13 protein-coding genes are annotated in these 15789 nt (G+C 70.7%); 2 read left to right on the top strand and 11 right to left on the bottom strand.

Annotated elements, in window-relative coordinates; translation table 11 throughout:
- Positions 1-7 precede the first annotated feature (7 nt).
- Together ACFP3H_RS06340 and ACFP3H_RS06335 are read left to right on the top strand one after the other, a co-directional pair.
- On the top strand, positions 8-220 hold the full coding sequence (locus ACFP3H_RS06340; RefSeq protein WP_378600882.1) for a hypothetical protein: 213 nt from the start codon (positions 8-10) through the stop codon (positions 218-220).
- A gap of 160 nt (positions 221-380) precedes the next feature.
- A complete protein-coding gene (locus tag ACFP3H_RS06335) occupies positions 381-1037 on the top strand; it encodes a cutinase family protein (RefSeq protein ID WP_378600879.1) in 657 nt (218 codons plus the stop codon).
- Between the two features lie 60 nt (positions 1038-1097).
- Here the strand turns inward: ACFP3H_RS06335 and ACFP3H_RS06330 are convergent, their stop codons facing one another.
- The 11 genes from ACFP3H_RS06330 to ACFP3H_RS06280 form a co-directional block, all read right to left on the bottom strand.
- The gene (locus ACFP3H_RS06330) at positions 1098-3107 is read right to left on the bottom strand and encodes an SDR family oxidoreductase (RefSeq protein ID WP_378600876.1); all 2010 of its coding nucleotides are present in this window, start codon (positions 3105-3107) and stop codon (positions 1098-1100) included.
- A 274-nt stretch (positions 3108-3381) separates the two neighbouring features.
- On the bottom strand, positions 3382-4485 hold the full coding sequence (locus ACFP3H_RS06325; RefSeq protein WP_378600873.1) for a glycosyltransferase: 1104 nt from the start codon (positions 4483-4485) through the stop codon (positions 3382-3384).
- Complete coding sequence (locus ACFP3H_RS06320) at positions 4482-5822, bottom strand: glutamate-1-semialdehyde 2,1-aminomutase (protein WP_378600870.1); 1341 nt, start codon at positions 5820-5822, stop codon at positions 4482-4484. The genes ACFP3H_RS06325 and ACFP3H_RS06320 overlap by 4 nt, the downstream gene beginning before the upstream one ends.
- Positions 5819-7144, bottom strand: coding sequence for a GNAT family N-acetyltransferase (locus tag ACFP3H_RS06315; RefSeq protein ID WP_378600867.1), 1326 nt, complete (start codon positions 7142-7144; stop codon positions 5819-5821). Before ACFP3H_RS06315 ends, ACFP3H_RS06320 begins: the two co-directional genes overlap by 4 nt.
- Positions 7141-8499: a glycosyl hydrolase family 28-related protein gene (locus tag ACFP3H_RS06310; RefSeq protein WP_378600864.1), complete on the bottom strand. Its 1359-nt coding sequence runs from the start codon at positions 8497-8499 to the stop codon at positions 7141-7143. Before ACFP3H_RS06310 ends, ACFP3H_RS06315 begins: the two co-directional genes overlap by 4 nt.
- Positions 8496-9776 (bottom strand): Wzz/FepE/Etk N-terminal domain-containing protein, encoded by a 1281-nt coding sequence (locus ACFP3H_RS06305; RefSeq protein WP_378600861.1) that lies wholly within the window; start codon positions 9774-9776, stop codon positions 8496-8498. Before ACFP3H_RS06305 ends, ACFP3H_RS06310 begins: the two co-directional genes overlap by 4 nt.
- Complete coding sequence (locus ACFP3H_RS06300; RefSeq protein WP_378600858.1) at positions 9767-11062, bottom strand: hypothetical protein; 1296 nt, start codon at positions 11060-11062, stop codon at positions 9767-9769. The genes ACFP3H_RS06305 and ACFP3H_RS06300 overlap by 10 nt, the downstream gene beginning before the upstream one ends.
- 47 nt (positions 11063-11109) lie before the next feature.
- On the bottom strand, positions 11110-12126 hold the full coding sequence (locus ACFP3H_RS06295; protein WP_378600855.1) for a CgeB family protein: 1017 nt from the start codon (positions 12124-12126) through the stop codon (positions 11110-11112).
- Positions 12123-13520, bottom strand: a complete 1398-nt coding sequence (locus ACFP3H_RS06290; protein ID WP_378600852.1) for a lipopolysaccharide biosynthesis protein — start codon at positions 13518-13520, stop codon at positions 12123-12125. Before ACFP3H_RS06290 ends, ACFP3H_RS06295 begins: the two co-directional genes overlap by 4 nt.
- Positions 13513-14649: a glycosyltransferase family 4 protein gene (locus ACFP3H_RS06285; RefSeq protein WP_378600849.1), complete on the bottom strand. Its 1137-nt coding sequence runs from the start codon at positions 14647-14649 to the stop codon at positions 13513-13515. The genes ACFP3H_RS06290 and ACFP3H_RS06285 overlap by 8 nt, the downstream gene beginning before the upstream one ends.
- Positions 14646-15707: a glycosyltransferase family 4 protein gene (locus tag ACFP3H_RS06280; RefSeq protein WP_378600846.1), complete on the bottom strand. Its 1062-nt coding sequence runs from the start codon at positions 15705-15707 to the stop codon at positions 14646-14648. Before ACFP3H_RS06280 ends, ACFP3H_RS06285 begins: the two co-directional genes overlap by 4 nt.
- Positions 15708-15789: the final 82 nt, after the last annotated feature.

Here is a 15789-nt window from a genome sequence, read left to right as displayed (position 1 = left end):
GACCACCATGAACGTCCGTACCCGCACCGGCGCCGCCGTGTTGACCCTCGCGGTCGTGGCCGGCCTCGGCGCCACCTCGTGTTCCAAGTCGCGCTGGTGCGAGCGCGACATCGGCGACGTGCACGTGGCCGACTCCTACTGCGAGCGTGGCGTGGCGGGCTACGAGTGGGAGCCCGACCACGACAAGCCCAAGTACAAGAAGAAGTCCAAGAAGCACTGACGACGCGGGTGGCGTTGTGCCACAGGCGATTCGAGACGCAAACGTGGCGCAGCCGATGCTGATCGTGTGCCGTGAACTACCAGGTCGACGGGTATTCCACCACTGAGCGAAAGCTCTTTCTCCATTCCTCACAACGGCGTGAGAAGGGTAGGTGGTCACCGTGACCTATCGGAAGGTAGTTCGTATCGTCGCAAGGCAGACCGCGCGAGCGCTGTCGGTGTTGCTACTGAGCGCGGGAATCGGGACAGTGATGTCCCCGGCGGCGATGGCGCAGAACTGCGCCGCCATCGACGTCGTGATCGCCCGTGGCACACACGAACCCGGATATCTGGGAGCCGTCATCGGCGACCCGCTCTACGCGGCGCTGAGCTCGCAGCTACCGGTGCGCACCAGCGCCCACCGTGTCGAGTATCCGGCCGACCTGCTGGTGCCCAGCTCGGTCAGCGACGGTACCAGGGCCATGACCACGCATGTGCTCGCCCAGGCCGCCGCCTGCCCGGACCAGCGGTTCGTGCTGGTCGGCTACTCGCAGGGCGCGGCGGTGACCCACGGGGTGCTCGGCACGCACGCGATGATGCTGCTGCCCGGCATGTGGGTGCTGCCGCCGGAGGTGTCGTGGCGGGTCGTGGCGGTGCTGCTGTTCGGTGATCCGCTGCGCCTGGTCGGGGGTACCGTCCAGCCGTGGTACGCCGACCGCACCGCGAACTATTGCGCCGCGGGCGATCCGGTCTGCGCGGGCGGGATCTTCCCCGCCGCGCACGGCACCTACCAGTGGTCCTTCACCGCCGCCACGAATCAGGTGGGCGCGCGGCTGTAGGACGCGCACCCGCGAACCGGCCGGTCACGACGACATCGTGACCGGCCGGTGTCGTCGTGCCTACCAGTGCACGCCGGGCAGCACGCGGCTCATCCGGGCGGCCGAACCCGGCATGACCATGAGCGGGGTCAGCACCGGGGCCATGAAGGTCAGCGCGTTGCGCGCCGGCTCGGCCGATGCTGTAGCCGACTCGGACGACTTGCCTTGGGCCGCAGTCGATTCCCCGAACAGGCGGAAGCCGGTGTGCATGATCGTGCGCTTGAGCGAGGGCAGCAGCATCTCGACGGCCTGGGAGAAGGTGCCGACGGGAGTGTCGATGCGATCGGGGCGCTCGAGCAGCGCGCGGACGACGATATCGGCGGCGCGCGCGGGATCGGGCAGGGGCAGGGAACGGTAGATATCGGTGGGGGCGATCATCGGGGTGCGCACCAGCGGCATCCTGATGGAGGTGAAACTGACTCCGTCGCCACGGTTCTCGACCGCGGCGATCTCGCTGAAGTTGTCCAGCGCGGACTTGCTGGCGGCGTAGGCGGCGAAGCGGGGGACCTTGGTCTGCACGGCGATCGAGGAGATGTTGACGATGTGGCCGAAGTGCCGTTCGCGCATCGACGGCAGCAGGCCCAGGATCAACCGCACCGCGCCGAAGTAGTTGACGGCCATGGTGCGTTCGAAGTCGTGCATGCGATCCACCGAGTTGGCCACCGACCGGCGGATCGAGCGGCCCGCGTTGTTGATCAGGTAGTCGACGTGGCCGTGCTCGGTGAGCACCGCCTTGACCAGCAGATCCACCGACTCGGCATCGGTGATGTCGCAGGGGTAGGCGAACGCGGTGCCGCCATCGGCGCGCACGGATTGCGCTGCGGCCGTGAGGTCGTCGACGCCACGGGCGACCATCAGCACGATCGCCCCGCGCCGGGCGACGGCGTGCGCGGTGGCCAGCCCGATCCCCGAGGAGGCCCCGGTGATGAGCACGGTGCGGCCCGCGAGCTGGGGTGCGTTCGCGGCGGGCCGACCCCGGTTCGGGTCGAGATTGGCGCGCCAGAACTCCCACAGGCGCTCGGCGTAGGTGTCGAAGGCGGGCACGGTGAGCCCGGACAGCAGTGCCCGGGTCGACTCGGAGACGAACTCGGCGGTGAAACCGACGTGCGGTGCCACCGCGGCCGGAATGCCGGCCTGCTCGAACAGGAAGTCACGCACCGCGTGCGCGCCGGGAACGTGGCCGAGCCCGCTCAGGGCCCGCGCGCTGCCGGGCACGGTGCCGATGCCGACGGGGCCGCCCGCCGCCGTGGCCAGGGCCCGGTAGATCTCGCCGAACGGTTGCGGGCGCGGGTTGACCAGGTGGAATGTCCTGCCGTCCAAGCCTTCTCGGCGGACCAGGCGCACCATCGCCGCGGCCACGTAGTCGACCGGCACCACATTGGTGGCGCCCAGATCGGGCAGCGGCAGCGGCAGTTCGGCCGGCAGCGCGGACAGCGAGGAGATGGCCGAGAAGAAGTAGTAGGGGCCGTCGATCTTGTCCATCTCGCCGGTGCGCGAGTCCCCGACGATGATGGCCGGGCGATACACCCGCCACCGCAGGTCGGCGGCCTCGCGCACGAGCTTCTCGGCGGCGAACTTGGTGCGGTGATACGGCGAGGTCAGGTTCTGGCCGAGGTCGAAATCCTCCTCGAAGAACTTGCCGCGATGATCACCGGCCACCGCCACCGAGGACACGTGGTGCAGGGTGGCGTCGAGGCCGCGGGCCAGCTCGATCACCGAGCGGGTGCCCGCGACATTGGCCGCGTGGGCGCTCGCCTCGTCGGCGGTCATGTCGTAGACCGCGCCCAGGTGCAGCACGTGATCGGCGCGCGGGGCGCCGTCGGCCAGGCCGAGACCCGCGGCGGTCAGGTCGCCGACCAGCGCGAAGACGCGGTCGCTGTCGGGCTGTCGGTCGTTGTGGGCGGTGAACTTGGCCAGCGATTCGGCGCGCACCAGCACGTGCACGATCGCGGTGGGGTCGGCCGCGAGCAGCCCCCGCACCACTCGCCGACCCAGAAATCCGGTACCGCCTGTCACGATGTAGGAAACCATCGCCCCTCCTGAAAATCTCGAAACACGGTGTCGCGCAACAGTGATCGGCATGCGGCAGTGGATGCGAAATCAACGGTTGGAATCCGGCGACGATATCGCCGGAGAGAAACCGGGCACGTCGTCGTCCCGGCTGCGCTAACCGTACTCGCCAGTAACCTTGTCCGGCAAGCGGATAGCGCCAGGTCGCCGTGTGGGACTCATCACCTGTCTGCGCAGGTCAAAGGGTATGTGTGACAGCAACTTTCAGTAACCGTGAGTGTCAGACAACTTGTCGCTACCGGCCGCGCACCACGTCGGCGACGGTGGCGGCCATCTTCGCGCGGAACACCTCGGGGGCGAAGGTGTCGGCGTGATCGCGGATCTTCGCGGGATCGTAGGCGGCGCTCCGGAATTCGCGCATCACCTCGGCCAGCGCGGCCACGACCTCGTCATCGGAACCGGCCGGGACGTACTCGCCGGTGACGCCGGGGCGCACGGTGTCCAGGGATCCGCCCGCGCCGACCGCGAGCACCGGGGTGCCGCACGCCATCGCCTCCACCGGCACGATGCCGAAGTCCTCGATGCCGGGCATGAGCAGGGCCTGGCAGCGGCGGTACATGTCCAGCAGCATCTCGCCGGAGGTGGCGCCGAGGAACGTCGTCTCCGTGCCCGCGATTTCTTCGAGCTGGGCGCGGAAGCGGCCCTCGCCGAGCACGACCAGGCGCACCCCGGCGCGCTGTGCGGCGCGGATGGCGAGATCGGCGCGCTTGTAGGGCACCAGCCTGCCCGCGCACAGGAAGAAGTCCTCGCGCGGCACCGACGCGTCCGGGGTGAAGCGGCTGACCTGCACCGGCGGGTTGATCACCGAGGCGGGCAGACCCCACCAGTCGGTGACGCGCTCGGCGACGGCGTGCGAATTGGCCACCACGTGGGTCAGTTTCGGCACGGCGCGCAGTTCGCCGCGCTTGGCCAGGGTGCCCAGCGCCGCCAGGGCGAGCTGGCCGGCGCGACCGCCCGCCTCCTGGGCGCGGAACTCGCGGTCCCAGGCCCAGCGGGCCGGGCTGTGCACATACGCCACGACCGGGGCGTCGGTGGCCAGCGCGGCCTGGGTGGCGAACGCGTGATGGCTGATCACGACGGCGTCGAAGTCGCGCAACGGCAGGCGGCGCAGTTCGCGCGGGACCAGCGGCAGCAGGGGGGCGTGCCTGCCGCCGGTGCGCGCGTGCGCCTTGCTCAGCCAGGTGTCGTGGACCTCGCGCACCGGCTCGCGGACCCCGCCGGGGGCGACGATCGGGGCGAAAACCTGGGCGTCGGGCCAGGTTTCGACGAATTCGCCGACGACGGCCTCGGAGCCGCCGAACTCGGTGAAACGTTCGTGGACGATCGCGATTCGGGTCATCGGCGGGTACTCGCTTCGATCTGTCGGGGCGCCGCGGTCCGGCGCAGAGCGGGGGCGACCGGGCGGCCGCGCAGCAGCCCGTCGACGGTGCCGCGCGCGATCGCGCGGCGGTAGATCTCGGCCGCCTCGGCGCAGGCGTCGATGGTGGCGGTGATGGCGTCCGCGTCGTGCGCGGCGGAGGTCACGAAGGACTGGCCGAGCACGCCGCGAACCAACAGTTCCTGGAGGAACAGGGTCCGAAAGGCTTGCGAGGGAGCACCTTCGGCGTCCAGGGTGCGGTAGATCAGACACGAGGGCCTGCCGCGCACCTGGAGGAAATCGGCGAGGCCGAGGTCGTCGGCGATCGCGTTCACCCCGTCGGCCAGGCTCTGGCCCGCCTTCTCCATCCGGGCTACCGGGTCCTCGGTGCGGTAGGCCGCCACCACGGCGCGAAACGCCGCCAGCGCGGAGGTTTCGGGGCCGTGCGTGGTGGAGAGCAGGAACACGCGGTCGTCCTCGGTGCGCAGGCCGCCGCGCTCCATGTACTCGCGCTTGCCCGCGAGCGCGGAGATCGGGAACCCGTTGCCCATCGCCTTGCCCCAGCACGACAGGTCCGGCCGCACCCCGTACACGGCCTGCGCGCCACCGGCGGACCAGCGGAAGCCGGTGATCATCTCGTCGAACACCAGCAGCGTGCCGAACCGATCACACAGCGCCCGAACACCTTCCAGATATCCGGGCAGCGGTTCGGCCATCGCGGTCGCGGCCTCCATGAACACCGCCGCCACGGTCGCGCCCGCCAGGGTCGCCTCGAGGGCGTCGAGGTCGTTGTACGGGAACTTCACCGTGTCGACGGCCGGAATGCCCCCGGCCATGTCGGTGGTGCCGATGAACCAGTCGTCGACGGAGAAGAACGGCTGATCGCAGATGGCGATGGTGGCGCGACCGGTGACCGCGCGCGCCAGGCGCACGGCGCCGGTGGTGGCATCGGAGCCGTTCTTGGCGAACTTGACCATGTCGGCGCCGGGAACCAGGTCCAGGAAGTCCTGCGCGGCAAGCAGTTCGAGCTCGGTGGGCCTGCTGAAGCTGACCCCGTCGGCGATGGTCTCGGTGACCGCGGCCAGGACCGGGGCGTAGGCGTGGCCGAGGGTGACCGCGCGCAGACCCATCCCGTATTCGACGTAGCGGTTGCCGTCGACGTCCCACACCTGCGCGCCCTTGCCGCGCACCAGGATCGGGGCCATGGCGTCGGGGTACTGGTCGGCGCCACGGGCGTAGGTGTGCGCGCCGCCGGGGACCAGGTCGTGCAGGCGGGCCTGGAGCGCGTTGCTGCGGTCGAAACCGTGGTGGTCGGTCATGGGAGTGCCCCTCCGGTGTCGGCGGTTACGTGGTCCGGTGCGGTACTGAACGCCCACAGGTCGTGATCGGTGAACGTGCCGTCGCTGCCACGGAATCGGTGCAGGGTGCCCTCGTGGTGCAACCCGGCCGACATGGCCACCGCCGCGCCGGTCCGGTCGCTGGTCGGCACCGTCAGCGCCACCCGCCAGATGCCGAGTTGCTCGGTGGCGTGCGCGATCAACATCCGCAGGGCGGTGGCCGCGATCGCGGGATCGGTCGCCGGCGAAATCGCCACCGCCGCACGCACATTGCGATCGAACATGTCCTGGTCGAACAGGCGGCAGGTGCCGACGCGGCGGCCCTCGTGTTCGACGGTGAAGACCAGTCCGTGTGAACTGCGCAGGCCCGCGCGGGAGGCGAGCGCGCCGCACCACCAGGCGCGCGGCGTGCGTCGGCGCCGAGCGGCCGCCACCGAGGATGTCGTGGGCAGGGCGGTTCCGGCTGTCGGGTGCTCGGTGTCGTGCAGGAAATCCCGTGGGCGCCAAGACCGTACGGTCACGTGCTGCTTGTCGTCGTACACCGAGATCGGTCGTGATCCGCGCAGGGGGTCGGCGAGGTGGCGCACCCGGCCCAGGAGCTGGCGGGCCCGCACGCACAGCACGGTCGTCCGGGGAATCGGGCGGCCACGGACCGGCGCCGGTGCCGGGACCGAGGTCCGCGTCGCACCGGGGTGCGCGGCCAGCAACTCCGCGACCAGGCCGCCCTCGGGCAGGCGATCACGGGTCAACGCCCACAGTTCGTGGTCGATGCGTCGGCCGCCGACATCGAAGTAGCGGGTCAGCACCGCCTCGCGCGCCCAGTACTTGCGCACCGCGCGGCGCGCGTCGACATTGGTCACCGCGACCGGCGCCGTGACCCGTTCCAGGCTCGCCTCGGCGAAGGCGAAGTCGAGCAGCATCGCTCCCGCGAGCCCGGTGACCCCGCGTCGACCGACCTCCGCGTCGACCCACACGCTCAGTTCCGCGGCGCGGGTGCGCGGGTCGATGCCGACGAGTTCGATCTGTCCGGCGAACTGTCCGTCGATCTCGAGGACGGTGCCGATGCGTCGGCCTGCCGCGGCTTCGCTGGCCGCAGCGAGACATTCGCGCACCCACTGCGCGCGCGAATGCCGCTGGTCCCAGGTGAGCGGGGAGCTGAACCAGAACGGTTCGAGCTCGTCGCGATCGCGCAGGCGCAGGCGCCGCCACGCGTCGAAGTCGTCGAACCTCGGCGGCCGCAGCAGCGCCGTGACCCCGTCCACACGGACGGGGCCAAGGCGCAGCGAGGCGTAGGAGGCGCTCATTGTCTGGGTCGCTGCTTACCCAGCGGCGCGGTGCGCAGCGTGCCGTCGGTGTCGACCAGCAGGCGCCAGTAGCCGCCGGCGGGATCCTTGAGCACCACCCCGGCCTCGGCGTGATCGGAAAGCCAAGCCCCGCTGGACAACACGGCCGAACGGACCGCGCCGGTATTGGCCTGGGCCTGGAACAGGTCCGCGTCGCCCTGGCCCGCCCTGGTGACCACCGTGCCGGTGAACCGGGACGTGCGCATCCCGCCGCGCCCGATGACCTGCCAGCCGTCGGGGAACACCCCCATCCGCAGGTCCTCGGCGGTGCCGGAGATCAGGTTGATCGCGGTGCCCTCGGGGCAACCGACGGGGTCGATCCGCAACTCGGTGGGCGGCTGCTCGGTCTCCTTGTCGAAGATCACGTTGGCCAGGTAGGGCTGCCTGCAGTGCACGAGGTCGATCGCGACCGAGCGGGCCGCGACCTTGCAGTTGACCATGCCGAACTGGGAGGGTCCGCCCTTGCCCCTGGTGCCGACCGAGACCGCCATGTCGGCGCCCTCGAACCAGATATTGGTCAGCCACCAGTCGTTGGCCGCGCCGTCGATCATCAGGTGTCGATCGGTGGTGCGCGGATCGAGGTCGGAGACGAATTCGGTGTTGGTCAGCGCCAATCCGGCGTTGTGGTCGTTGCCGGTGCCGAGCACACCCACGTAGTTGCTGGTGAACTTCGAGGAGGTGACGTAGTTCTGGATGCAGTGCGTTTCCAGGCCGATCCCGAAATTGTTGATGTCGCAGTTGATGAACGCGGTGCCGCCGGTATTGCGATTGAGTACCACGCCGCGCTGGGCCAGATACCGGGGATGGTTGCCGCTGAGGTGATTGCCGCGGATCACGACGCTGTCGAACGAACAGCGGAAGCACTCGGTGAGCACGAAACCGGTCGCGCGCGGGCCGGTGAGGAAGAAACCGATGCGCGAGAACCGAATTCGGTTGCGGTTCTCGAGGCGGATCAGGGTGATGTCCTCCTCGCAGAGCACGATGCTCGCGTCGCCGCCGTCACCGAGAATCGTGGTGTAGTCCGACATCTGCGGCCACGACCGGACGCGATAGGTGCCCGCGGGGAAGTACACGATCGCGGGCCGGTCCCCGGCGGCCATGGCCGCGGCGACGGCCGCGGTGTCGTCGGCCTTGCCGTCACCGACCGCGCCGAAGTCGCGCACATTGCGCGAGGCGGGCGCGTCACTGACATTCGGCGACCGGAACTCCGCGCCCGGGTCCGGTTCGGCGGCACACGCCGCGGCCAGCGACAGCACCGCCGCCGCACCGAAGGTGGCGGCGAGCAGACGCCGCCGACCCACCGACTCTTCGCTCATATCGGCAGTCGCTCCAGGAATCGGGCCAGTGCGGCCGACGGGCGGGTGTAGACGACCGCGCCGGTGAGCCGCGCGGCGCCGAGGGTCGCGACCGCACCGCGCAGGCCGGGCCCGGACAGCGCGCCGAGTTCGACGACGCCGACGGTGGCGTCACACAGCGGCGCCACCCCGATCGCGTCGGCGGCGACGGTGACCGGTGCGGTCTCGATGATGACGTGGTCGAACCGCGAGGTCAGGTCGGTCAGCAGTTCGGCGAAGCGTCCCGACGCGATCAGATCGGCGGTCTTGTCGTCGGCGGCGCCCAGCGGCAGGAACGCGATCCCGGTCTCCGACCAGGGCGTGAGCGCCTTGGCCACGGGCAGGCCGCCGCGCAGCACCGCGGCCAGGCCGGGGCTTTCGCTGGTGATGAACGCGGTGCTGCCGCCGCCGCTGGTGTCGGCGTCGACGAGCACGACGTGGTGCTCGCTGTCGGCCAGCGAACGGGCCAGCGCCATCGCCACATCGGGTTCGGACTTCGGTGAGAGGCTGGTGAGCTGCACGGACTTGGCCGAATCGTGTTGCAGCAGTCGGCCGCGCAACCGGCGCGTCTCCCCGGCGGCACCGGGTTGACCCGCGTCGATCACTCCCAGCACGGGCACGGGCAGCGCCGCGGCCACCGCGTCGGGGGTGCGCAGCGAGCGGTCGGTGCGTTCCCGCAGCAGCGCCGCGCCGGCACCGAGCGCCAGGCCGGCGATCAGACCGAGCAGCACGATCCGGCTCGGTGGCGGGCCGAGCGGGCCCGAGGGCACCTCGGCGCGGTCGACCGCCGCGACCCGCGCCGCCGGGGCGGCGTCGCGCTGGATGGACTCGAGCTCGTCGACCAGGCGACGGAACTGGGCCACCGCGGAATCGGTGAGGTCGCGGGCGCCGGTCGCGGTGGAATCCTCGACGGTGATCACGATGACCGAGGTCGCCGGCGGCGAGCTCGCGGTGATCTTGGCGCGCATCTGCTCCGGGGTGACCTTCAGACCCTTCTCGTCGACCACGCGCGCGGCCACCGTCGTCGAGGACGCCAGATCCAGGTAGGAGCGCACGCGCTGCTGCGCGGCCAGTCCACCCTGGTACGAGTCGTTCACCGAGGTGCCGGTCGCCATCGAGACATACATCGAACTCGACGCCGAGTAGGTGCTCGGGATGGTCTGCGCGTACGCCGCGGCGGCCCCCGTGCACACCAGCGCGACCGCGAGAATCAGTAACCATCGCTGTCGCACGATGCGCCACATATCGATCAAACCCATCGCTGGGACTCCATTTCCCCTGATACCACACATGATTCGGTGCGTCGGAACTCTTCGACCACCAGATACACCAGCCACGCCAGGACGGCGGTTTGCAAGAACTTCCCGAGATTCTCGAGACTGCCGAGAATGCCGCGCTCGAACAGCGTCGAGGCGCCGGTGATCGCCAGGCCGAGCACGACGATCGGGAACCACCGCGAATACAACGAGTGCGACCACGCCACCAGCAGCGCGAACGTGAACAGCGCGCAGACGACCACGCCGACGTAGCCGCCGAGCACATAGCCCTCGTTGAAGTTGCCCTCGGCGAGTGAGACCGTGACGGTGCTCATGTCCACCGAGGCGCCGCGCACCTCGTTCGCCCACGCCGTGCCGGACTGGAACTTCTCGATGCCCAGCAGCGGCGCCGGAATCAGACTCAGGCTGGCGTGCTGGAGCACCTCACTGGGTTCCAGCCACCCGCCCGGCCCGTAGAACAGCGCGTCGGTCGCGGCCTCGAGCAGGTCGAACCGGCGCAGGATGCTCAGGAACGGCTGCACGTTGTCCGGGTAGATCGCGTCGACGGAGGCCACATCGCGCTCGGCGTGCCCGGTGGACTTGAACGACTGCAACCAGCTGAAGCCGATCACGCCCACCACGCCGATGCCCGCGACGCCGAGGGCGGTGCGCTTGTTCCAGCCGATCATCGAGAACCGGATGGCCAGGGCCAGCGCGGCGCCCAGGATCGGGGTCTTGGACTGCACCACCGAGGACCACCACAGTTCGCCGCCGAGCAGCGCGGCCAGCACGAGCGCGGAGCGTCGGGGATCGGGCAGGCGCAGGAAGATGATCAGGCCCAGCGCCGCGATCGAGGCGGGCACGGCGAGGAAGGCCAACATCGGGTTGGCGCTGTCGACCTCGCCCGCGGTGCCGGCCGAGCCGGAGGCCTTGCCCGCGAGTCGACCGACCATGCCCAGGGCGTAGAGCGCGATCAGCGCGGGCACGAAATCGGGATCGTCGAGCACGGCCGGGCGGCGCAGCGGGCGCCGATGCGACCAGATCGCATAGGCCACGACCAGCGCCGCGTAGACCCACAGCCCGAACACCACGTGCTGCATGGCCATCGCGATGCCACGGTCGTAGCCGAGATCGGCCAGCCGGGGATCGGGCACGTTGTCACCGAAGTGCGGGTCGGGTCGCACGCTGAGCAGCACCAGCGGGCGCGCCACATACGACAGCGACCAGAACGCGGCCTGGGCGATCAGGAACACCCGCGCGACGCCGGGCACCCACAGGGCGGCCACCACGATGACGAGCAGCGCGGCGGCGACGGCGTAGACGGTCGGGTAGCCGGTCAGGATCGGACCTCCCGCGCCAGCGCCACGATCTCGCGCGCCCGATCCACATAGCGGTGCCCGTCGGCGACGACCCGGCGGTGCCCGGCGGCGGCCACCGCGGCGACCCGGTCCGGTTCGGCCGCGCAGCGATCGAGGATCTCGTGCAGCTCGTCGGTGTCGGAGAACAGGAAGCACTCGGTGGTGTCGTCGAGGAGTTCGGCGTGTTCGTCGGTGCGCTCGCCCACGAACAGCCCACCGGCCGCGGGCACCTCGAAGGTGCGGCAGGTGTGGGTGTCGCGGTTGTCGGAGTTGAGCAGCACCAGGTTGGCCCCGATCTGGGCGATCGCGGCCGAGTACTGCGCCCCGTAGACCGCGCCGCCGACCTGGGCGCCGGTGGCGCGCAGTTCGGGCACGCGACGCCAGCCGGGACCGCGCACCAGCATGCGCTCGCCATAGCGCTTCGCCAGCGCGACCATCGCGTCGCGGCGGTCGGGTCGGCACACCCCGATGAAGCCGACGAGGAAGTCGCGGCCGTCGCGGCGGGCGGTGGGGTGATGCCAGGCGGGGTCGTAGGCGCTGCGCACGAAACCGACGGCGCGCGCGCCCCGCGCGCGCAACTCGGGGACGTTGTGGCGTTTGGTGGTGAGCACCAGGTCCCACTCGGACTCGTGCGCGAGGTAGGCGTCGGTGAGGTTCTCGGGGTTGGCCACATCGTCGGCGCTGTAATGCACGTGCAGCGCGGCCGGCAGATCGAGCAGCCTGCGCTGGTCGAGATGGATTCCCTTGAACACGAAAACCATATCGGGCGCGAAGGCCGCGGCGCTACGTTCGATCCGCTCGTGTAAAGCGCGCACCTGCCACGGCGCCCGCTCACCACGGGCTTTGGCGTACACCCACGGCGGCGACAAACGGGTGGGCAGGGTGATCGCGGTCGAGTCCACGACGAGCACCTCGTGCCCGGCCTGACGGAAGCCGTCGGCCAGCGAGCGCGCGTTGCTGCCGACCCAGTCGTCACCGATGAACAGAATTCTCATGCGAGCAGTTCCTTGCTGTGCCGATCGCGCAGGACCAGCATCCTGACGCGCGCGAGATACCAAGCGGCGACGCTGTATTCGACCAGCACGCTGCCGTAGACGAGGGTGTGGACCGAGCGGGTGTGGAAGGTCAGGCCCAGTGCGCAGGCCGCGATGACGGTGCCGATCACCGCGCCGGTGAGTACCCCGAAGGTGTCCTGGCGCACCGGCAGGATGGCGGTGGTGATGAACGAGGTGATCGTGGTCGCGGGCAGGATCAGGATCTCGATCCGCAACAGCGCGGTGGCGCCGTGGAATTCGGTGCCGAAGATCACGTCGATGAGCAGGGGTGCGCTCACCCACACCATGGCGCTCACCAGCGCGGCCAGGCCGACGCACGCCGCGAGCACGCGCATGCTGTCGCGCCAGAAGGTGCCGTCGCCGCTGCGTCGCGCCATGCGCGGCAGCAGCGCGAAACCGATCGGGTCGAGCAGTGATTGCAACGCCCGCACCAGGCGATCGCCCGCCGAGTACAGGCCGAGCGCGGCGGCGTTGAGCACCACCGAGTAGATCGCGGCGGCGCCCTGGCCGTAGGTGGTGATCAGCAGGCGCGAGGCGAAGACCGGCGCGCCCGTGCGCACCAGCGCGCCGACCTCGCGCGGTCGCGAGGGTCGCCCGTAGTGGCGGGAGGTGTCGATCCAGGTGGCCACGACCGTGGGCGCGGAGGACACCAGCAGGCACAGCACCGCCACCTGGGCGCTGGGGAAGCGCGGCAGCACGCCCAGCAGCAGCGCCAGGTAGCCGAGTCGGCCGATGCCCTGGTAGAGCGTGGACGCGCCGAAGCGGCCCTGCCCGATCAGGACCCAGTCCTCCGACATCGACCAGAACCCGCCGGCGAACAGGCCGAGCAGGATCATCTGCACCGGCTCGGGCACGCGCAGCAGCAGGCCGGCGCCGAGGGCGAGCCCGAGGACCAGCAGCAGGGTGACGCGCACCGCGAGGTAGTCCCCGCGCAACTGGTTGATCACCGCGAACCGGGGGCCGGGGCCCTGGTTCTCCTCGGCTTCGGGCAGGCGCGCGGCCATGAACGAGGTGATGCCGAGGTCGACGATCAGCGAGCCGATGAAGTAGGCCGACATCGCCATCGCCAACAGGCCGAGTCCATGCGCGCCGAGCACGCGCGCGATCAGCGGGACGGTGATGAAGGTGACCAGGTACTGCCCGTACTTGCCGAAGCTGACGAACCCGATGTCGCGCAGCACGGCCAGCGGACTGGACTTGACGTGCTTGCCGCCCCCGCCGCCCCCGCGTTCGTTGTCGGGGTGCCGATGCGCACCGGGTTCGCGCGGCATCGCCTGCACGTGCGGGAAGACGTCGGTGGTGACGGTGGCCAGATAGCGGTCGTGCTCAGTCACCGCGGGTCACCACGGTGTCGAGGAAGTCGGCGACGACGCGCGCCCCGGTGTGGATGTCGAAATCGCGGGCCCGCGCGCGTCCCGCCGTGGCGAGGCGCACCCGGGTGGCGGGGTCGTGCAGCAGGGTGTCGAGGGCGGTGGTGAGGGCGGCGGTGTCGCCACCGGGCACGAGCAGCCCGTGCACGCCGGTCTCGATGATCTCGGCGGGACCGCCGGGGGTGGCGGCGATCACCGCGCAGCCCGCCGCCATGCCCTCGACCACGACCTGGCCGAACGGTTCGGGCAGCACCGAGCAGTGCACGAGGATGTCGGCGGTGTTCAGGTACTCGCTCGGGTCGTCGACGTGGCCGGTGAACTCCGCGGCCACGCCCAGTTCGGCGGCGAGCTTCTCCAGTTCCGCCCGATACGGTTCCTCGCCGAAGAAGGTGCCGCCGACCAGGACGACGCGGGCGGGCCGCTGGTCGAGCGCGGCGATCGCGCGCAGGAAGACATCCTGGCCCTTCCACGGGCTGAGTCGACCGACCACGACCACGACCGCCTCGGCGGCGGGCCGCGTGCGCGGATCGGCTTGTGTCGCAGGCAGTTCCACGCCCGGGTAGGCGATCGCGGTGGGTAGCCCGGTCGGCAGGGTGGCGGCGGTCGCGCGGCTGTTGGCCAGTTGTCCCCGGCACATCAGGCGCGCGAGGCAGCGAATCGCCAGGGCGGGCAGCCTGCCGAAGTAGTCGGGGGAGACGCGGTCGTGCACCTGCCAGACCAGCGGAACCCGGGCCCGTCGGGCCGCGACCGAACCCAGGACCAGGGCCTTGGTGCTCTCGGCGACGACCACGTCGGCGCGGGAGTCCCGCACGGCCGCACCGACATTCCACCCCAGTCGCAGCAGCGCGAGGAAGCCGGTGAGCAGGCCGAGGATGCCGGTGCCGATGCGCATCGCGCGCGAATCGAACTGTCCCGACACGATGTCGGTGTCGATGCCGCGCTCGCGCGTGCGGGCCACCATCGGCCCGTCCTCGGTGTAGATCATGGTGACCTCGTAGCGCCCGGTCGCGCGCAACGCGTCGAGTAGCCGCAGGGTTGCCAGCTCGGCTCCCGACGGTGCGGCGGTGTGGGCGAGGAACACGGCTCTGGTCATCGCAGGGTCCGATACAGGTCCGCGTGCCGGGCCGCGGCGGCATCCCAGGTGAAGGTTTCCGCGTGCGCGCGGCAGGCGGCCGGGTCGGGGACGGTGCCGTCGAGCGCGGACACCAGTCGGGTGGCCAGGGCGTCGGGTTCGCCCGCGGGCACGATCAGGCTCGGGTCGAGGCCGCGCACCGCGTCGGGCAGGCCGCCGCAGTCGGTGACGATCGGCGCGCGCCCGGCCGCGAGGGATTCCAGGGCGATCAGGCCGAAGCCCTCGAGCGCGACGGTCGGAACCACGGAGACGGCGGCCTCGGCGTAGAGCTCGGTGAGACGCTCGTCACCGACGCGCCCGGTGAACTCGACGGTGCCGGGGAACCGAGCCGCTTGCGCGCGCAGATCGGCCTCGGCGGTACCGGTGCCGACCACGACCAGGCGGGCGTCGGGATGCGCGGCCAGGACCTTCGGCCAGGCCTGGAGCAGCACGTCGATGCCCATGCGTCGCTCGAGCCTGCGCACACACAGCACGGTGCGGGTCGGCGCGGCGGTGTCGAGGGGCGCCACCTGGAACCGGTCGAGGTCGACGCCGGGGGGAATGATCGAGATGCGGTCGGCGGGCACGTGGTAGTCACGCTCGAGCACGTCCCGGAAGACCGTCGAGAGCACGACGAACCGGTCGGCGCCGCGATAGCGCAGCCGTTCGAAGAGGTATTTGGCGCGCACGACCCGGTCGGATTCGCCCGCCATCGCGCTCTCCTGCGCCCAGGGTCCGTGGAAGTGGACCACCAGGGGCAGCGTCGAGGTGGCGGTGCGCGCGACGGGGCCGTAGAGGCAGAAGTGCCGGTCCACGACGGTGCCGGAGGCGAGGTCGGAGCGCGCGAGCAGGGCCGTGCGGGCACGCCGCAGGGTCGAGCCGCCCGTGGGCCCCCACGAGCCCGCGCCCGGTACATCGGGCGTGCCGAAGGCCGACGCGGTGACCGCCACCTGCGGTTGCCGGGCCATAGCTCGATACAGATCGGTGAAATACCGGTTGAGTCCACCCGGTGTGGCTCCGAACCATTCCGATCCGGTCATGTGCACACCGAGCATTGCGGTCGCAGTCGTCAACCCCCGCACCCTTCATCATGTGTCCCGCGAAGTGCATCCCGACCGGCGA

This window comes from Nocardia lasii (genome assembly GCF_042658545.1).
GTDB lineage: Bacteria > Actinomycetota > Actinomycetes > Mycobacteriales > Mycobacteriaceae > Nocardia > Nocardia lasii.
The sequence above is the reverse complement of the archived record's forward strand: the minus strand, read 5'-3'. Positions and strand labels throughout refer to the sequence as shown.